Source organism: Streptomyces sp. NPDC021115, from assembly GCF_044333065.1.
In the GTDB taxonomy this organism is placed as follows: domain Bacteria; phylum Actinomycetota; class Actinomycetes; order Streptomycetales; family Streptomycetaceae; genus Streptomyces.
Map to the genome: position 1 here is coordinate 996109 of NZ_JBIRQF010000001.1, position 18436 is coordinate 1014544.

Sequence of the window (18436 nt, forward strand, 5' to 3'; positions counted from 1 at the left end):
TGCTACATCTCCTCGGTGACGTAACTGCGAAGCCATTCCCGGAAGTCCGGGCCCAGGTCCTCACGTTCGCACGCGAGTCTGACAATGGCACGCAGATAGTCGCCACGGTCGCCTGTGTCGTACCGCCGCCCCTTGAAGACGACGCCGTGCACCGGGCCTCCGAGGTCCGGATCAGCGGCGAGCGCCTGGAGCGCGTCGGTCAGCTGGATCTCGCCGCCACGGCCGGGCTCGGTGCGGCGCAGCACGTCAAAGACGGCCGGATCCAGCACATAGCGGCCGATAACCGCGTACGAGCTGGGCGCGTCGGCCCGGTCGGGCTTCTCGACCAGTCCGGTGACCTGGACGACGCCCTCGTCCAGGGTGGGCTTCACAGCGGCGCAGCCATAGAGGTGGATCTGCGCGGGATCCACCTCCATCAGGGCGATGACGCTGCCGCCATGCTGCTCCTGTACCTCGACCATCCGGGCCAGAAGCGGGTCGCGGGCATCGATGAGGTCGTCGCCGAGGAGGACGGCAAAGGGCTGGTCACCTACGTGCGGGGCGGCACACAGCACGGCGTGGCCGAGGCCCCTGGGGTCGCCCTGCCGGACGTAGTGCATGGTCGCCAGGTCGCTGGACTCCTGGACGCGGGCGAGACGGGTCTCGTCGCCCTTGCGCGTCAGTGCCTCTTCGAGCTCGTAGTTGCGGTCGAAGTGGTCTTCCAGGGGCCGCTTGTTGCGACCGGTGATCATAAGAACGTCGGACAGGCCGGCGGTGACGGCTTCCTCGACGACGTACTGGATCGCCGGCTTGTCGACGACCGGCAGCATCTCCTTCGGGGTGGCCTTGGTGGCCGGGAGGAAGCGGGTTCCGAGGCCCGCGGCAGGGATGACAGCCTTGCTGATCCGAGTACGCGATTGAGTCATGTCCCGAACCTTATCCGGTGCCTTTCGGGCGATTGATGAGGATACGGTGAATATGACATGAGACAGGAAGTATGTGCACTCAGTGAGCACCACCGACGTTAGTAAGCCCGCGTTGCGGAGACGCCTCCTGGCGATGAGGTCCGGGTTGACGGCGGATGACATCGAGGCATCCGGAGCCTCACTGGCGTGTCGCGCGCTGGAGCTGCCGGAGCTGGCTCGCGCGGGCACCGTGGCGGCCTATGTCTCGGTGGGGCGCGAGCCCGGTACGCGCGCGCTGCGGGACGCGCTGCGCGCCCGGGGCGTACGCGTGCTGCTCCCCGTCCTGCTGCCGGACAACGACCTCGACTGGGGCGTGGACGAGGGCCCGGACAGGCTGGTCCGCGCCGGCCGGGGCCTGCTGGAGCCCGGCGGGCCGCGGCTGGGCCCGGACGCGGTCACCCGGGCGGACGCGGTCCTGCTGCCCGGGCTCGCGGTGGACCGGCGCGGCATGCGGCTGGGACGCGGCGGCGGTTCGTACGACCGGGTGCTGGCCCGGCTGGCGCGGGCCGGGGCCGATCCCGCGCTGGTGGTGCTGCTCCACGACGGCGAGCTGCTGGACGCCGTCCCGGAGGAGCCCCATGACCGCCCGGTGCACGCGGCGGTGACGCCCTCGGGGGCGCACCGCTTCACCTGACGCCTGCCGCTGCCTGACACGCGCCTTCACCTGAACACTCACCTCCACCTCCACCTCCACCTCCACGCCCGCCCGGACAGAGCGACGGCCCCGCCGGAAGCGCCCGAAGGCGTCTCCGGCGGGGCCAGGAGGTTCACGGGCCCCCGCCCCGGTCCGGGGGCGGGAACGGCCCGCAGAGGGCCGTCTGTGGCCTCAGGGGCCGCCTCAGGGAGTGAGGGCCAGCTGATCGTCCGTGGACTTCTCCACCGCGGTCTTGCTGAACGCCCAGGGCAGCAGCTCGCCCTTAGCCCACTTCTCGGTCTGGTCCGTGTAGTGCGCGTTGTAGGCGTGGCCGGAGGCGCCGGTGAGGTTGATCCACCGCGACTTGTCGAAGTTGTCGAGGTTGACGACCATCCGCATCGACGGCACCCAGGTGACGTCGTAGCCGCCCGCCGCGTTCCAGCCGGTCGCGTTGACCGCCGCCTCGCCGCCCGCGAGGTCCCACGGGCCGCGGTTCAGCATCCACTGGACGACCCCCGGGCCTTCGGTGCCCAGCGTCTGGTTCTTCAGCGTCAGCTGGTGCAGCCGGCCCCAGCTCCAGCTGTTGATGTTCTTGCCCAGCTTGGCGGTCAGCTCGGAGCGCGCGTCCTTCATGGCCTCGGCGAGAAGCTCGTCACGATTGGTCGCGCCCGGCTTGTTGCGGGTGCCCGCGGTCTTCCACCAGTCGTTGCCCGGATCCTTGATGATCTTCCGTACGACCTCGTACCAGCGGTCGCCGCCGTCGGGCTGCGCCTGGTCGGCGTCGCGCGTACCGCATTCGCGCACCAGCCGGGTGTTGCCGTCCAGGTCCTCGATCGGACCGGAGTCCCCCGCCGGGCGCACCCGCAGGCACTGCCCCTTGACGCGCAGCTCCTTGGGCATCTTGTCGCCAAAGGCGAGCATCAGGGTGTTGCGCCAGACGGCGTTGAAGTACGCGGCGGCCGACGAGTCGGCGTCCTGGGTGTAGTCCCAGCCCTCCAGGAGCTTCTGGGCGTCGCGGACGAACGGGTCCTTGACGTTGATCTTCAGCAGATAGGGCGTCAGCAGCTTGGCGATCTCACTGCTGTTGTCCGTCTGGAGGGACTGCATGTCGTCCGTGGAGATCTTCCCGCCGTCCTTGATCTTGGATTCGATCAGGTCGGTGATGCGCTGGCTGCGCGCGCCGTAGCCCCAGTCGTCGGTCAGCAGGTACGGGTACTTCTTCTTGTCTATGACGGCCTGGTTCGCGGTGACGATGTAGCCGCGCTGGGGGTTGTACTCCCAGGGCAGCGCCGACTGCGGAATGAACTTCGAGGACCACCGGTAGCGCGAGTCCCAGCCGGGCGCCGGGTAGCGGCCGTCGCCCTCGTTGCGCACCGGGATCCGGCCCGGCGCCTGGTAGCCGATGTTGCCCTTGGTGTCGGCGTAGATGAGGTTCTGGGCGGGGACCGCGAAGTCCTGGGCCGCCTTGCGGAAGTCCTCGAAGTTCCGGGCGGAGTTCAGCCCGAAGACCGCGTCCATGCTGTTCGACGGGGACAGCGCGGTCCACTTCAGGGAGACCGCGTAACCGTCGCCGCGGTCGGGGGCCACGTCGTCGGCCCCGCTGCCGACCGGTGCGCTCTTGCCGACGTTCGTCAGCTCGTCGTCCCGGTCGGAGACGATCGGCCCGTTGTTGGTGCTGCGTACCGTGATCGTGCGGTTCTTGCCGCCCGCGACCTTGATGGTCTCCTCACGGCTGCGGAACGGGACCTGCTTGCCGTCGTAGAGGTAGTGCGTCGCGGTGACCTTCTCCAGGTAGAGGTCGCTGACGTCGGCACCCAGGTTGGTCATGCCCCAGCTGATGTTCTGGTTGTGGCCTATGACCACACCGGGCATCCCGGAGAAGGTGTAGCCCGCCGTGTCGAACGGACACTTGCTGCTGACCTGGTTGCAGTGCAGGCCCATCTGGTACCAGACGGACGGCAGCTGGGGTGCCAGATGCGGATCGTTGGCGAGCAGCGGCTTGCCGGTGGTCGTGTACTCGCCGGAGACCACCCACGAGTTGGAGCCGATGCCGCTTCCGTTGGGGCCGAGCAGCGCTGGAACCTTCTCCAGGGTCTTCGACATGGAGGTCAGCTGGCTCTGGAGCCCCTGCGTGGCTCCGCCCACCCCGCTCGCGGCACCACCGGCCCCCGCGGTCCCCGCGTTGCCCGTGGTGCCCGTCGACGTGGCCTTGGGGTCGAACTCGTCGGTGGCCTCGTCGAGCGCGCCGCCCTGGACGATCGGCTTGTTCCGGCCGTACGGATACGACGGGTACAGGTCTTCTATCTGCTTGGCGCTCAACCGGCTCGACGCCAGGGCGCGGTCCACCTCGTCCTGCATGTTGCCGCGCAGGTCCCAGGCCATGGCCTTGAGCCAGGCGACCGAGTCGACCGGGGTCCACTTCTCGGGCTTGTAGCCGTCGTTCTTGAAGCCCAGCGCCGCGTATTCGACCGACAGCGCCTTGCCCTCGTGGTCCTTGAGGTAGGCGTTGACCCCGGCGGAATAGGCCCGCAGATACTTCTTCGTCGTCGGCGACAGCTTGGTGTCGTACTCCTGCTGCGCCACCCGGCGCCAGCCCATGGTGCGCAGGAACGCGTCGGTCTCCACCTGGCCGGAACCGAACATCTCCGAGAGCCGACCAGCCGTCATATGGCGGCGTACGTCCATCTCCCAGAAGCGGTCCTGGGCCTGGACGAAGCCCTGGGCGCGGAACAGATCCTCGGGGGAGTTTCCGTAGATCTGGGGTATGCCATAACCGTCGCGCTTGACCTGGACGGGATCGGAAAGCCCCTTGAGCTGGAGCGAGCCCGTGGTCTCCGGGAAAGAGGCCCGCACGGTACTGATGCTCCAGTACGTGCCGAAACCGATACCCCCCACGAGCAGCAGCACGACTGCGATCACGATCAGGCGGAGACGTCGGCTCTTCTTCTTGGGAGAAGAGCCGGTTTTGTTGGCGGGCATCGCTGTCCTTCGAGGGGCAGGGTGATCCTGGAGTGCTGGAGCAACCATAGGCGCAGCGCTGTCGTCGCCCCTACGCGGAGTCATGGCTGACGCCGTCCACCGGCCACCGGACCGGGTCTCCGGCACCTCCACCGCACCTCGGCCGCATGTGGCGCGAGCGGCCCATGTGGAAGGCCCGCGTCAAGAACCCGTAAAATGTTAGGTAAGGCAATGAAGTTCCGGTCGGCCGGGAACCGTTCACCTCGTCCCCGAAGGTCCCGCCGCTCACGTGAGAAAGGTTCGGCCCCTGACTGTCCACCACCTCAATGAACTGCTGCTGGTCTGCTCTCTCGTCCTGCTCGTCGCGGTGGCGGCCGTAAGGATCTCGTCCCGCAGCGGCCTGCCCACCCTGCTGCTCTACCTGGGGATGGGCGTCGCCCTGGGCACGGACGGGCTCGGCGTCACCTTCAACAACGCCGAGCTGACACAGGTCATCGGCTACACCGCGCTGGTGGTGATCCTGGCCGAGGGCGGTCTGGGCACCAAGTGGCAGGAAATCAAACCCGCGCTGCCCACGGCCGCCGTGCTGTCGACCGCGGGCGTCGCGGTGAGCGTGGGAGTCACCGCGGCGGCGGCGCACTATGTGGTGGGGCTGGACTGGCGGCAGGCGCTGATCATCGGCGCGGTGGTGTCCTCCACGGACGCGGCGGCCGTCTTCTCCGTACTGCGCAAGGTGCCGCTGCCCAAGCGGCTCACCGGCACCCTGGAGGCCGAATCCGGCTTCAACGACGCCCCTGTGGTCATCCTGGTCGTCGCCTTCTCCAGCCAGGGGCCCATAGACCCCTGGTACCTCATGATCGGCGAGATCATGCTGGAGCTGGCGATCGGCGCCGTCGTCGGTCTCGCGATCGGCTGGCTCGGCTCGTACGGGCTGCGCCGGGTCGCCCTGCCCGCCTCGGGTCTGTACCCGATCGCGGTGATGGCCATCGCGGTCGTCGCGTACGCGGGCGGAAGCCTGGCGCACGGCTCCGGCTTCCTCGCCGTCTACCTCGCCGCGCTCGTCATGGGGAACGCGAAGCTGCCTCACTGGCCGGCCACCCGCGGTTTCGCCGAGGGGCTGGGCTGGCTCGCCCAGATCGGCATGTTCATCCTGCTCGGACTGCTGGTGACGCCGCACGAACTGGCCGACGACATCTGGCCGGGCGTCGTCGTCGGCCTGGTGCTGACCATGGTCGCCAGGCCCGTGTCGGTGCTGGTGAGCACGACGCCGTTCCGGGTGGCATGGCGGGAGAAGGTCCTGCTGTCCTGGGCCGGGCTGCGCGGCGCGGTGCCGATCGTGCTCGCGACCATCCCCATGGTCAACGAGGTGCCCGACAGCCGCCGGATCTTCAACATCGTCTTCGTGCTGGTGATCATCTACACCCTGATCCAGGGGCCGACGCTGCCCTGGCTCGCCACCCGGCTCCAGCTGGAGGAGTCGGAGGGCACCGCGGACCTGGGCATCGAGTCGGCGCCGCTGGAGCGGCTGCGCGGCCACCTGCTGTCGGTGTCGATCCCCAACGGCTCCCGGATGCACGGGGTGGAGGTCGCCGAGCTGCGGCTGCCGCCCGGGGCCGCGGTCACCCTCGTCGTCCGGGACGGCTCCAGCTTCGTCCCCCTGCCGTCGACCGTGCTGCGGCGCGGCGACGAACTCCTGGTGGTGGCCACCGACCCGGTGCGGGACGCGGCCGAACAGCGGCTGCGAGCGGTCGGCCGGGGCGGCAAGCTGGCGGGCTGGCTGGGCACCGGCGGCGGCTGAGGGCGTGGCGTAGGTCACCGTGTGCCGTAGTGCGGTGGACTGGCGGGCCGGAATACTGCACTATGGAGCGTCGTTAGCACTCAATGAGTGAGAGTGCCAGGAGGAAGTACGTGCCGACCTACCAGTACCAGTGCACCGAGTGCGGCGAGGGCCTCGAGGCGGTGCAGAAGTTCACCGACGACGCGCTCACCGAATGCCCCCAGTGCCAGGGACGCCTGAAGAAGGTGTTCTCCGCGGTCGGCATCGTCTTCAAGGGCTCCGGCTTCTACCGGAACGACAGCCGCTCGTCGTCCAGCAGCTCGAGCGGCGGCTCGGCGAAGTCCGCGGCGAAGAGCGATAGCGGTTCGTCGTCGTCGGACAAGACCTCGTCGTCTTCGTCCTCCTCCTCGTCGGACACCTCCTCGGGGTCGTCCTCGTCGACGTCTTCGTCGTCTTCGTCGAGCTCCTCCTCGTCGAGCACGTCGTCGAGCAGCACCAGCTCGGCCGCCTGATCTCGCGCCTCCCGCACCCCTGCCGCTTCCTCCCGGAAAGCCGCGGGGGTGCGGTGCATCCGGGGCGCCGTCGACCGCCGCTGGCTAGGGTGATCGCATGGCCGAGACGAGCAGCACACAAGCAGACATAGGGGTCATCGGGGGTTCGGGGTTCTACGCGTTCCTCGACGATGTGACCGAGATCACCGTGAAGACTCCCTATGGCGAGCCGAGCGATTCGCTCTTCCTCGGCGACATCGCGGGACGGCGGGTCGCCTTCCTGCCCCGGCACGGCCGCACCCACCGTCTGCCGCCGAACCGGATCAACTACCGCGCCAATCTGTGGGCCCTGCGCGCGGCCGGAGTGCGGCAGGTGTTCGGACCGTGCGCGGTGGGCGGTCTGCGGCCGGAGTACGGGCCGGGGACGCTGCTGGTGCCGGATCAGCTGGTGGACCGCACCAAGGGACGCGACCAGTCCTACTTCGACGGCGAGCCGCTCCCGGACGGGCGGGTGCCGAACGTGGTGCACACGACCTTCGCCGACCCGTACTGCCCGGTGGGGCGGCAGGCGGCGGTGACGGCGGCGCGCGGCCGCGGCTGGGAGCCGGTGGACGGCGGGACGATGTGCGTGATCGAAGGACCCCGCTTCTCCACCCGGGCGGAATCGCGCTGGCATGCCGCGCAGGGCTGGTCGGTGGTCGGGATGACGGGACATCCGGAAGCGGTGCTCGCCCGTGAACTGGAGCTGTGCTACACGTCGTTGACGCTGGTCACCGACCTGGACGCGGGGGTGGAGACGGGTGAGGGCGTCTCGCACGCCGAGGTGCTGAAGGTGTTCGGCGAGAACGTCGGGCGGCTGCGCGAGGTGCTCTTCGACGCGGTCAGCGGCCTTCCGGACAACGCCGACCGGGACTGCCTGTGCGCCCACGGGCACGACGGCTGGGACCTGGGGATAGAGCTGCCGTAGCGGGCGGGCCGGGGCGGGTGTTGCCTGGTGTGGGGGACCGAGTTGTCCACAAGGCGGCGGCCGTCCACAGGCCCCAGCGGGATCGGGCGAGGCCGGGCATGGTGATGGGGCCAAGAAGCTCCCGGCTCCTCCCGGCAGGCGGTGTTGTGCCATGTCCCGTCCGTTCCCCTCGTCCCCCTCCCCCGCGTCACCCTCGATCACGTCCCCGTCCGCTTCCCTGTCCCCACCCCCGTCCTCGGTGTCTTCTCCACCGGCCCGCGCCACTCCGCCGGCCCGCGCGGTGCCGCGCTTCGGTCCGGTGCGGGTGGCGCGCGACGGCAGATACCGGCTGCGGCGGTCCCTGCGGCGACGGCGGCGCTCGATGGCGGCCGGGCTGGCGCTGACCGCCGCCGCGCTCGCGGCCGCGGCACCGTCCGGTCAGGGGTCCGCGCGCCCGGAGCCCTCCCCCGCCACCGCGGCCGGGGGCCGGTACGAGCCGTCCCGGACCGCGCTGGTGTCCGCGCCGGTCCGGATCGCCGACGCGGCGGCGGTGCGGCTGCTGCACCCCGGCGACCGGGTGGACGTGCTGGCCACACCCGCGCCCGACGCCGCCCGGCGCCATGGCTCCGATGCCCCGGCGCGGATGGTCGCGCGCGGGGTCCGGGTGGCCTCCGTCCCCGGCCTCCGGGACGGCGCGGTGCCCCGGGCCGGGGGCTCGGGAGCCGCAGGCTCCCCGGAAGCGGGCGAGCCGGATGCCGGGGCGCTCGACGGCGGCGGCCCGGCGGACGGCGGGGCGCTGGTGGTGCTCAGGGTGGAGCGCGCGGCCGCCGCCGCGCTCGCCGGGGCCGGGGCCGCCTCACACCTGGCGGTGGCCCTGTGCCGCTCCTGACACATACGCCTCACCTGCTGGGCCTGCTCGGCGCCGGTGTAAGTTGCGGAACCGTCCGCTCCTGCACCGTGGCGGCGAGAGAAAGGCAGTGGGTTGAGCACAGAAAAGGTGCCCGAGGAGAAGCAGAGCGTCATGGAGGGCTTCAAAGCCTTCCTGATGCGCGGCAATGTGATCGACCTCGCGGTCGCGGTGGTCATCGGGGCCGCCTTCACCGCCGTCGTGAACTCCATAGTGAAGGGCTTGATCAATCCCATAGTCGGCGCCTTCGGCACGAAGGACCTGGAGAAGTACCGCTCCTGCCTCGAGGCGCCCTGCGAGACGAACGCGGCGGGCGAGGTGGTGAAGGGCATCCCGATCCTCTGGGGCACCGTGCTGTCCGCCGTGCTGACCTTCCTCATCACCGCCGCGGTGGTGTACTTCCTGATGGTGCTGCCGATGTCGCGCTATCTGGCGCGCAAGGCCGCCCGGGAGCAGCAGGCCGAGGAGGAGCAGGCCGAGACGGAGGCCGAGGAGATCATGCTGCTCCGCGAGATCCGGGACGAGCTGGTGGCCCGGCGCGAGGGCGGGCCCACTCCCTAGCCGAGCGCCTGCTGGGCGCCGTGCGCCGTCGTGGCTTCCGGCATGGGGCCCCACGCCGTCAGAGGTGGTGGGGCGGCTTCTCGTCGAGGAACCGGGCCAGATCCGCGGCGCTGTCGGCGCCGTGGCCGCCGGGAGCCCGCTCGCCCCACCCGCGGTCCGTGTCGTCCGAGGACGGCTGCGCCAGAGGATCGTCGAAGATCAGCGCGGCGGCCGGATCGCGCGGTCCGGGGGCAGGGGCAGTGCTCATGGCTCAAGAGTACGACCGCGGCAGCGGTTCGGTGTACCGGCCGAGCTCGTCGTGCCACCACAGGTCCCGGCCGGGCTTCCAGGACACCGGGCGGGAGAGCCGGTGCACGACCAGCACGTTCCGTACGCCGGGGCAGCCGGTGAGCGCCCGGTCGACGAGCTGCTTGAGCGGGTGCTGCTCCCCGCAGCGCTGCTCCCCGTCCGCGGTGATGACGATCTTGGCGTCCATCTCCCTGATCCGGTCGCGCAGTTCATGCGGGCGCAGCCCCACAGGCAGGCTGCCGCGCACGACGTCGAGGCGGCCGCAGGCGAGGGTGGCGATCACGGATTCCGGCACCAGCGGCAGATGGACCGCCACCCGGTCTCCGGCCCGGACCCCGAGCCGGGTGAGGGCAGCGGCGGCCCTGGCAGCCTGGTCGAGCAGTTCGGCGTGGGTCAGCTCCTCGGTGCAGTCGGGCTCGCTGATCCACCGGAGGGCCACCCGGGAGGTCTGCCGCGTGGCAGCGGCCAGGGTCGGGAGCTCCTCCGTCCGGGAGGTATGGGGCACGGCGGTCTTCCTTGCGACAGGGACGAACGGCATACCGCACAGCCTGCTGTCACGTCATCAACGTCTGATGAACGCCCGCTATATGAGGCGACGATGGCCCGGCGCGCGCCGTCCGGAGGTGTCCCCCGGGGCCCTCGGTCCGGAGCCGGGCACGCCTCGCTGTACGACCATGACACGAGTCGCCGTGCTACGCATAGCGGTCATGGATGCCGAACGAACCACCCATGACCATGACTCCCCGTACCCCGGCCGGGCCGACGCGCTGACAGACGTACCCGGGCTGCGCGTCGGGCATGCGCAGCGCACCGGAGACGGATGGCTGACCGGAACCACCGTCGTGCTGGCTCCCGAGGGCGGCGCGGTCGCCGCCGTCGATGTGCGCGGCGGTGGCCCGGGCACCCGGGAGACCGACGCCCTCGATCCGCGCAATCTGGTCCAGCGTGTGGAAGCCGTCGTGCTGACCGGCGGCAGCGCTTTCGGCCTGGACAGCGCCTCGGGGGTGGCCGGATGGCTGGAGGAGCACGGCCGCGGCTTCCGGGTCGGCCCCGATCCGGCGCAGGTCGTCCCGGTCGTCCCCACGGCCGCCCTCTTCGACCTCGGCCGGGGCGGCGACTGGCGGGCCCGGCCGGGCGCGGCCCTGGGCCGGGAGGCCGCAGAGGCCGCGGCCGGTACGGAGCCAGGCGCGCCGGTCGGGCAGGGCAATGCGGGTGCGGGCACGGGCGCGGTGGCCGGCGGGCTCAAGGGCGGTATGGGGTCGGCGTCGCTGGTGCTGCCGTCCGGCATCACGGTGGCCGCGCTGGTGGCGCTCAACGCGGCAGGGTCGGTGGTCGACCCGCGGACCGGCGTGCTGTACGGGCAGGCGTACGAGCCGTCCGGGGACGGCGGGCCCTACCGCCCCGGCGGGGAGGAGCATGCGGAGGCGGTGCGCCGACTGGCCGCCGCGCGGGCCGAGTCGGAGCGGCGCCAGGCCGCGTCGGTGCGGCCTCCGCTGAACACCACCCTGGCCGTGGTCGCCACCGACGCCGCGCTCACCCGGGCCCAGGCGCACAAGCTCGCGGGCACGGCGCACGACGGTCTGGCCCGGGCGATCAGGCCGGTGCATCTGATGTCCGACGGTGACACGGTCTTCGCCCTGGCCACGGGTGACCGCCCGCTGGTGCCGGAGGAGAGCGGGGGCGATGCGGCGGATCCGGCGTTCGGGGTGCACCGGGAGGCCGGGGCGCTGAACGAGGTGCTGGCGGCCGGGGCGGACGCGCTGACCCGGGCCGTGGTCAAGGCGGTGCTAGCGGCGGAGGGCGTGGACGGCCCGGGCGGGGTCTTCCCCGCGTACCGGGACCTGTACAACGGGCCGTTCTGAGCAGCGAGTTCTGAGCAGCGGGTTCTGGGCGGCCGCTCTGAGCGGACCGCGTCGAGAAGGAAGGGAGGGATACCACCATGGATGCCGATCTGCTGGTGGTCGGCGGCGGCCCGGCGGGCTGTGCGGCGGCCGTGATGGCGGCGAGCCTCGGGATGCGGTCCGTCCTCGTCGAGTCGGGCGGCGCGCTGTGCGGTGCGCTGCGGCGCATCCCGGTGGTGAGCAACGTCCTGGGCTTCACCACCGGCCCCGGGCTGGCGGCGGCGATCGAGGCCGACGTGGAGGGCTGCGACCTCTGCCGGGTCGCGCTCGGGCGGCGTGCCACGCGGATCGACGCCTTCGAGGACCGGGTCGAGGTGACGGTCGAGGGGAGGGGGTCCGCCGGTGCGCGGCTGACCGCGCCGTATGCCGTCGTCGCCACCGGAGTCGGGCCGCTGGCGCCCGCGGCCGCCGGGTGGCTCGCGGGAGCGGAGGGCCGGGAGCTGCCGCAGTTGTGGGAGGCGGATGCCGCGGCGCTCACCGGCCGCACGGTCCTGGTGCTCGGCGCGGACCGCCCCCTGGGCACCCTCACCCGCGCTCATCCGGGGCTGCGGGCCCGCTTCCTGGTCGCCCATCCGCCCGAGGACGCATACAAGACCGAGGAGATCGGGCAGGACGCCCGGGTGGAGCTGATCGCCGTGCGGCGGCTGGAGTTGGGGCCACCGTCGGCGCCGCTGCGGGCCGAGGCGCTGACGACCGCGGGCGAGCGGCGTGTCCTCACGGCCGACCTGGCGTTCCTGAATCTGGGCAGCGCCCCGGCGCCGCCCGGCGGGTCCGTCGTCACCGGTGGGTCCGGTTACTGTCCGCCCGGGCGTCAGCACCCGAGGATCCGTACCGCCGGTGATCTGCGCTCCGCCCGCTTCCAGCGGATCGCGACCGCGATGGGCTCAGGCAGCGAGGCCGCGCTCAGCGCCTACTACGCTGCGCGCGGCCTCGCCACGGACGGGATGGGGGGTGGCTGAGATGGGGTCAGACCGCGACCGCCACCTTCTCCTCGTCCCCGGTGGCGCCCTTCGCGGAGGCGTCACCGACCGGGGCCGTGGCACCGGCCTCCGCCTTCTTCCGCAGCCCCTTGAGGAAGATCACCAGTCCGGCCGTCACCACCGTGCCCGCCAGGATGGCCAGCAGGTAGAGGAACGGCTGGCCGATCAGCGGGACCACGAAGATGCCGCCGTGCGGGGCGCGCAGTGTGCAGCCGAAGGCCATCGACAGCGCACCGGTGATCGCGCCGCCCGCCATCGAGGAGGGGATCACCCGCAGCGGGTCCGCCGCCGCGAACGGAATGGCGCCCTCGCTGATGAAGGAGGCGCCCAGCACCCAGGCGGCCTTGCCGTTCTCCCGCTCGGTCTTGGTGAACAGCTTCCCGCGCACGGTGGTGGCCAGCGCCATCGCCAGCGGCGGCACCATGCCGGCCGCCATCACCGCGGCCATGATCTTGAGGCTGCCGTCGCTCGGGTTGGACACCGCGATGCCACCGGTCGCGAAGGCGTACGCGACCTTGTTGACCGGGCCGCCGAGGTCGAAGCACATCATCAGGCCGAGGATCACGCCCAGGCCGATGGCGTTGGCGCCGGAGAGCCCGTTGAGCCAGTCGGTCATCGCCGTCTGGGCGGAGGCGATGGGCTTGCCGATCACCACGAACATCAGGAAGCCGACGACCGCCGAGGAGATCAGCGGGATCACCACGACCGGCATGATGCCGCGCAGCGCCGCCGGGACCTTGAACCGCTGGATTCCCATGACGACCGCGCCCGCGATCAGGCCCGCGACCAGACCGCCGAGGAAGCCCGCCTTGATCGTGGTGGCGATGAAGCCGCCGACGAATCCGGGCACGAGCCCTGGCCGGTCGGCCATGCCGTAGGCGATGTACCCGGCCAGGACCGGCACCAGGAAGGTGAAGGCCGCACTGCCGATCTGGAAGAGCAGCGCCGCCCAGCTGGCGGTCTCGGTCCACACGAAGTGGTCCGCGACGGACTTGGCGTTGGCGATCTCGTAGCCGCCGATCGCGAAGGCGAGCGCGATGAGCAGACCGCCCGCGGCGACGAACGGGACCATGTAGCTGACGCCCGTCATCAGCCACTTGCGCAGCCGGGTGCCGAAGCGGTCGCCGCCCGCGTCCATCGGGGCGCCGTCCGAGGCGTCGTCGGCCGCGTTCGCCGGTGCGCTGGTCTCGCCGCGCGCCGCCTTGTCGCGTGCCTCGGCCACCAGCTCGGCCGGGCGGTTGATGCCCGCCTTGACCCCGACGTCCACCGTCGGCTTCCCGGCGAACCGCTCCTTGTCCCGGACCTCCACGTCATGCGCGAAGATCACGGCGTCGGCGGCGGTGATGGTGGCGGCGGGCAGCTTCTCGAACCCGGCCGAGCCCTGGGTCTCCACCACCAGCTCGACACCGGCCTCGCGGGCCGCGTTCTCCAGCGACTCGGCGGCCATGTAGGTGTGCGCGATGCCGGTGGGACAGGAGGTGACGGCGACGATCCGGAAAGGCGCCGCCGCGGCCGCCGGTGCGGACACGGTCCCGGCGGGCTCGGGGGCTGCGGCCGATTCCGCCGGGCCGCTCGCCGCGTCCTGCGGCTCCTCGGCCGCGGGCGCCTCCGAAGCGCCGTCCGAGGCGCTGTCCGAGGCGGCGGACGGTTCCTCGTCACCGCGGATCAGCGCGGCCGCCCGGGCCGGGTCGTCGGCGGCCCGCAGGGCGCCGGTGAACTCGGCGTTCATCAGATGCCGGGCAAGGCTGGACAGGATCGTCAGATGATCGCTGTCCGCCCCCGCGGGGGCCGCGATCAGGAAGATCAGGTCGGCCGGTCCGTCCGGCGCGCCGAAGTCGATCCGGGCCGTGCTGCGCCCGAAGGCCAGCGTCGGCTCGGTGACATGCTCGCTGCGGCAGTGAGGTATGCCGATGCCGCCGTCCAGGCCGGTCGGCATCTGCTCCTCGCGGGCCGCCACGTCGGCGAGGAAGCCGTCGAGGTCGGTGACCCGGCCGGCCGCGACCATGCGCTCGGCGAGCGACCGGGCGGCGGCTTCCTTGGTGTCGGCGGACAGGTCAAGGTCGACCAGATCCGCGGTGATCAAATCACTCATCTCGCGGCTCCCTTGGGTGCGATACCGCCCTGTGGCAGGCGGGCGGAGGGGGTGGGGACTGGGGGGTGGGAGTGGGTCGGGCCGGTCACGCGGGCTCCTTGAGTGCGCGGTCCAGCGGGACGTCCGAGGTCGTCGTGACCGCGGACGGGTCCAGGTCGGCCGGGGTCGGCATGGCACTGCCCGGCAGCTGTACAGCGGCCGCGCCATGGGCGACGGCCGAGGCGAGCGCGGCGGCTCCGGTGCCGCCCACGGCGAGGAATCCGGCGAGGGACGCATCACCCGCACCGACATTACTGCGGACGGCCGTGACCTTGGCCGTGCCGAAGTACGTGCCGGTCCCGTCGACCAGCAGCTGACCGTCGGCGCCGAGGCTGGCCAGGACGGCGCGGGCACCCAGCTCGCGCAGCTCCTCGGCGGCCTTGACCGCCTCGCCCACGGTGGCGATCGGGCGGCCGACGGCCTGGGCGAGTTCCTCGGCGTTGGGCTTCACCACATCGGGGCGCTCGCGCAGCGCGGCGGTCAGGGAGGGGCCTGAGGTGTCCAGGGCGATCCTGGCCCCCGCGCGGTGGGCCCGGGCGACCAGCTCGGCGTACCACTCGGGGGCGAGCCCGCGCGGGAGGCTGCCGCAGCAGGCGATCCAGTCGGCGCCGGCGACCCGGCTCCGCACCGCCTCCAGCAGGGCCTCGGCCTCGGCGTCGCTCAGCTCGGGTCCGCTCGCGTTGAGCTTGGTCAGGGTGCCGTCCGGCTCGGCGACGGAGATGTTGACCCGGGTCGAGCCGCGCACCGGCACGCCCGCCGCCTCGATGCCCAGCTCTTCGAGCAGCCGCGCCAGCAGCGCGCCCTCGGGTCCGCCGAGCGGCAGAGCGGCCACGGTGCGGTGCCCGGCGGCGGCCACGGCGCGCGAGACGTTGACGCCCTTGCCGCCGGGGTCGACCCGGTCGGTGGTGGCCCGCAGCACGGCGCCGCGCTCCAGCGCCGGGATCTCGTACGTACGGTCCAGGCTGGGATTGGGGGTGACGGTGAGGATCATGCGCGTACTACTTCCGTGCCCTGCTTTTCGATGGCGAGGGCGTCCTGTGGGTCGAGACCGGTGTCCGTGATCAGCAGGTCGACATCGTCGAGGCCGCCGAAGCGGGCGAAGTGCTCCTGGCCGAACTTGCCGGAGTCGGCGAGCAGGACGACCCGGCGGGCGGCGCTGATCATGGCCTGCTTGACGGCGGCCTCCGCGAGGTCGGGGGTGGTCAGCCCGCTGTCCGGGGAGAAGCCGTTGGTGGCGAGGAAGACGACGTCGGCCCTGATCTCGCCGTAGCCGCGCAGCGCCCAGGCGTCGACGGCGGCCCGGGTGCGGTGCCGGACCCGGCCGCCGACCAGGTGCAGGGCGATGCCGGGGTGGTCGGCGAGGCGCGCGGCGATCGGCAGCGCGTGGGTGACCACGGTGAGCCCGGCTTCCAGAGGGATGGCGGCAGCGAACCGGGCCGCCGTCGAACCGGCGTCGATGATCACGCTGCCGTCGGCGGGCAGCTCGGCGAGGGCGGCGCGCGCGATGCGGTCCTTCTCGTCGGCGGCGGTGCCCTCTCGCTCGGCGAGGTCGGGCTCGAAGTCGAGGCGTCCGGCCGGGATCGCGCCCCCGTGCACGCGGCGCACCAACCCGGCCCGGTCGAGGGCCCGCAGATCGCGCCGTACGGTCTCGGCGGTGACCTGGAACTCCTCGGCGAGGGACAGGACATCCACCCGTCCGCTGTCGCGGGCGAGCCGGAGGATCTCCTGCTGACGCTCCGGTGCGTACATGTGGGTTTACGTCCCTTCCATGCCCGAACCTGTGATTTCGCGGCCAGATTACGTCGCCGCTTCCGGAAAGTAAACAGACTCGGGCACGAAACAAACTCGACCGGGCAGACTCGGGCCAACTCCGAAAGTCCGGGCCTGTTCACCCCCGATGTCCGCCGCCGAGCAGTACCTTCAATGCCCTTCGTCGCATGCACGGCGTTCACCGCATACATCGCATTCATCGCATCCGGGAGCGGACATGACACTCGACGGCAAGGCGGCCCTGATCACCGGCGGCAGCCGCGGCATCGGCGAGGCCATCGCCCTCCGGCTCGCCGAGGACGGCGCCGATGTCGCCCTGACCTACCGCGACCGGGCCGATCGTGCGGCGTCCGTCGTCGAACGGATCAAGACGCTGGGCCGCCGTGCCCTGGCCGTACGGGCCGACGGCGCGGACCCGGAGGCGGTGCGGGCGGCCGTCGCGGGGGCCGCCGACGAGTTCGGGCGCCTGGACATCCTGGTCAACAACGCGGGCGTGGGAGCCCTCGGCCCGGTCACCGAGCTGTCATTGGAGGACATCGACCGCGCCCTGGACATCAACGTCCGGGCGCCGTTCCTGACCGCCCAGGCAGCCGTCGGGCGGCTGGCCGACGGCGGGCGGATCATCAACATCGGCAGCTGCCTGGCCGAGCGCGCCGCCTTCCCCGGCAGCAGCCTCTACGCGACCGGCAAGACGGCGCTGACCGGCCTGACCAAGGCGCTCGCCCGTGAGCTGGGCCCGCGCGGCATCACCGTCAACCTCATCCACCCCGGCCCGATCGACACCGACATGAACCCCGCCGACGGCGAGAGCGCCGCGATGCTGAGCGGCCTCACCGCGCTCGGCCGCTACGGGCTGCCGTCGGAGGTGGCCGCGACCGTCGCCCACCTCGCGGGCGAGAGCGGCCGCTACATCAGCGGGGCCTCGATCTCCGTGGACGGCGGCTTCGCTGCCTGAGCAGCCCAGCAGCCCGATCGGGCGAGGAAGGCAGGGAAGGGCAAGGAAGAGCCCCGGCGCTCGGGGGAGTGCGCCGGGGCTCGGTCTATGGGGTCTGTGGCGTGCAGTCGGTCCATACGGGCGCGGCGGCTCAAGCCGCGGCGTCGAAGCCGGTCTGACGGGCCATCTTCTTCAGTTCCAGCAAGGCGTGCTTCTCGATCTGGCGGATGCGCTCACGCGTGAGCCCGTGCTGCTTTCCGACCTCGGTGAGCGTGCGCTCCCGCCCGTCGTCGATGCCGTACCGCGCCTTGATGATGGAGGCGGTCCGGTCGTCGAGGCGGCCGATGAGGTCTTCCAGCTCCTCGCTGCGCAGCAGCGTCATCACCGACTGCTCGGGCGAGACGGCCGAGGTGTCCTCCAACAGGTCGCCGAACTGGGTCTCGCCCTCGTCGTCCACCGACATGTTGAGGCTGACCGGGTCGCGCGCCCAGTCGAGCACGTCCGAGACCCGCTCCGGGGTGGAGCCCAGCTCCTCGGCGATCTCCGTGTGCTCCGGCTCGCGGCCGTGCTCACGGTTGAACTCACGCTGCACCCGGCGGATCCGGCCCAGCTCCTCGACCAGGTGGACGGGCAGCCGGATCGTACGGGACTGGTCAGCGATCGAGCGCGTGATGGCCTGGCGGATCCACCACGTGGCATAGGTCGAAAACTTGAAACCCTTGGTGTAGTCGAACTTCTCCACGGCGCGCACCAGGCCCGCGTTGCCCTCCTGGATCAGGTCCAGCAGGGGCAGACCACTGCGCGGATAACGGCGCGCCACGGCCACGACCAGGCGCAGATTGGAGCGGATGAAGACATCCTTGGCGCGGGCGCCCTCGGCCGCTATGGCCTCGAGCTCCTCTCGGCTCGCACCCGCGGCTCCGGTGTCCTCGGCCTCTCCGTCCAAGATCTGCTGGGCATATACACCCGCCTCGACAGCCTGGGACAGCTCGACCTCCTTCGCCGCGTCCAGCAACGGGGTGCGAGCGATCTCGTCGAGATACATGCCGACCAGGTCGCGATCGGCGATCTCCCCGCCTGTGGCGCGAACACTGTTGGCCCCATCAGCGCCACCGGTGGTGGACTGATTGCGGGCGACGGCACGGGTTGCCATGCGTGCTCCCTTACAGATGGATCGGGCGCGGACTATGAACGGTTCCCTGGGCGGGTGCCCC

The 18436-nt window shown here is 71.6% G+C and carries 17 protein-coding genes; 9 read left to right on the top strand and 8 right to left on the bottom strand.

Features of this window, described 5'->3' with window-relative positions:
• Positions 1–2 precede the first annotated feature (2 nt).
• The gene (galU, locus tag ACH4TL_RS04605) at positions 3–905 is read right to left on the bottom strand and encodes a UTP--glucose-1-phosphate uridylyltransferase GalU (RefSeq protein WP_361487364.1); all 903 of its coding nucleotides are present in this window, start codon (positions 903–905) and stop codon (positions 3–5) included.
• A 73-nt stretch (positions 906–978) separates the two neighbouring features.
• On the opposite strand from galU, the gene ACH4TL_RS04610 reads away from it, so the two are divergent.
• The gene (locus ACH4TL_RS04610; protein ID WP_398312225.1) at positions 979–1578 is read left to right on the top strand and encodes a 5-formyltetrahydrofolate cyclo-ligase; all 600 of its coding nucleotides are present in this window, start codon (positions 979–981) and stop codon (positions 1576–1578) included.
• 204 nt (positions 1579–1782) lie between these two features.
• Here the strand turns inward: ACH4TL_RS04610 and ACH4TL_RS04615 are convergent, their stop codons facing one another.
• A complete protein-coding gene (locus ACH4TL_RS04615; protein WP_398312222.1) occupies positions 1783–4557 on the bottom strand; it encodes a penicillin acylase family protein in 2775 nt (924 codons plus the stop codon).
• A 268-nt stretch (positions 4558–4825) separates the two neighbouring features.
• Between ACH4TL_RS04615 and ACH4TL_RS04620 the strand changes: the two genes are divergently transcribed.
• The 5 genes from ACH4TL_RS04620 (at position 4826) to mscL (ending at position 9218) form a co-directional block, all read left to right on the top strand.
• Positions 4826–6334, top strand: coding sequence for a potassium/proton antiporter (locus tag ACH4TL_RS04620; RefSeq protein ID WP_398312219.1), 1509 nt, complete (start codon positions 4826–4828; stop codon positions 6332–6334).
• Between the two features lie 110 nt (positions 6335–6444).
• The gene (locus ACH4TL_RS04625) at positions 6445–6825 is read left to right on the top strand and encodes an FmdB family zinc ribbon protein (protein ID WP_398312216.1); all 381 of its coding nucleotides are present in this window, start codon (positions 6445–6447) and stop codon (positions 6823–6825) included.
• A gap of 97 nt (positions 6826–6922) precedes the next feature.
• Positions 6923–7771, top strand: coding sequence for an S-methyl-5'-thioadenosine phosphorylase (locus ACH4TL_RS04630; protein ID WP_398312213.1), 849 nt, complete (start codon positions 6923–6925; stop codon positions 7769–7771).
• A gap of 151 nt (positions 7772–7922) precedes the next feature.
• Entirely contained in the window at positions 7923–8639 is a 717-nt protein-coding gene (locus ACH4TL_RS04635) for an RcpC/CpaB family pilus assembly protein (protein ID WP_398312210.1), read from the top strand.
• Between the two features lie 132 nt (positions 8640–8771).
• A complete protein-coding gene (gene mscL, locus ACH4TL_RS04640) occupies positions 8772–9218 on the top strand; it encodes a large conductance mechanosensitive channel protein MscL (RefSeq protein WP_398313672.1) in 447 nt (148 codons plus the stop codon).
• Positions 9219–9276: 58 nt separating this feature from the next.
• Here the strand turns inward: mscL and ACH4TL_RS04645 are convergent, their stop codons facing one another.
• On the bottom strand, positions 9277–9465 hold the full coding sequence (locus tag ACH4TL_RS04645) for a hypothetical protein (protein ID WP_398312207.1): 189 nt from the start codon (positions 9463–9465) through the stop codon (positions 9277–9279).
• A gap of 3 nt (positions 9466–9468) precedes the next feature.
• Positions 9469–10011, bottom strand: a complete 543-nt coding sequence (locus tag ACH4TL_RS04650; protein WP_398312204.1) for an AMP-binding protein — start codon at positions 10009–10011, stop codon at positions 9469–9471.
• A gap of 202 nt (positions 10012–10213) precedes the next feature.
• Here ACH4TL_RS04650 and ACH4TL_RS04655 point away from each other — a divergent pair, with 202 nt between their 5' ends.
• On the top strand, positions 10214–11368 hold the full coding sequence (locus ACH4TL_RS04655) for a P1 family peptidase (protein ID WP_398312201.1): 1155 nt from the start codon (positions 10214–10216) through the stop codon (positions 11366–11368).
• 77 nt (positions 11369–11445) lie between these two features.
• Positions 11446–12366: an FAD-dependent oxidoreductase gene (locus tag ACH4TL_RS04660; protein WP_398312198.1), complete on the top strand. Its 921-nt coding sequence runs from the start codon at positions 11446–11448 to the stop codon at positions 12364–12366.
• Between the two features lie 7 nt (positions 12367–12373).
• Here ACH4TL_RS04660 and ACH4TL_RS04665 read toward each other — a convergent pair whose 3' ends face one another.
• The 3 genes from ACH4TL_RS04665 to ACH4TL_RS04675 all read right to left on the bottom strand — a co-directional run bounded on the left by ACH4TL_RS04665 (position 12374) and on the right by ACH4TL_RS04675 (position 16267).
• Positions 12374–14479 carry a fructose-specific PTS transporter subunit EIIC gene (locus tag ACH4TL_RS04665; protein ID WP_398312195.1) on the bottom strand — a complete coding sequence of 702 codons (2106 nt, stop codon included), beginning with the start codon at positions 14477–14479 and terminating at the stop codon, positions 12374–12376.
• 85 nt (positions 14480–14564) lie between these two features.
• Positions 14565–15509, bottom strand: a complete 945-nt coding sequence (gene pfkB / locus ACH4TL_RS04670; protein WP_398312192.1) for a 1-phosphofructokinase — start codon at positions 15507–15509, stop codon at positions 14565–14567.
• Entirely contained in the window at positions 15506–16267 is a 762-nt protein-coding gene (locus ACH4TL_RS04675; RefSeq protein ID WP_398312189.1) for a DeoR/GlpR family DNA-binding transcription regulator, read from the bottom strand. The genes pfkB and ACH4TL_RS04675 overlap by 4 nt, the downstream gene beginning before the upstream one ends.
• Positions 16268–16505: 238 nt before the next feature.
• Between ACH4TL_RS04675 and ACH4TL_RS04680 the strand changes: the two genes are divergently transcribed.
• Positions 16506–17243, top strand: coding sequence for an SDR family NAD(P)-dependent oxidoreductase (locus tag ACH4TL_RS04680; protein ID WP_398312185.1), 738 nt, complete (start codon positions 16506–16508; stop codon positions 17241–17243).
• 130 nt (positions 17244–17373) lie between these two features.
• On the opposite strand, the gene ACH4TL_RS04685 is transcribed toward ACH4TL_RS04680, so the two are convergent.
• A complete protein-coding gene (locus ACH4TL_RS04685; RefSeq protein ID WP_398312182.1) occupies positions 17374–18375 on the bottom strand; it encodes an RNA polymerase sigma factor RpoD/SigA in 1002 nt (333 codons plus the stop codon).
• Between the last annotated feature and the right edge of the window lie 61 nt (positions 18376–18436).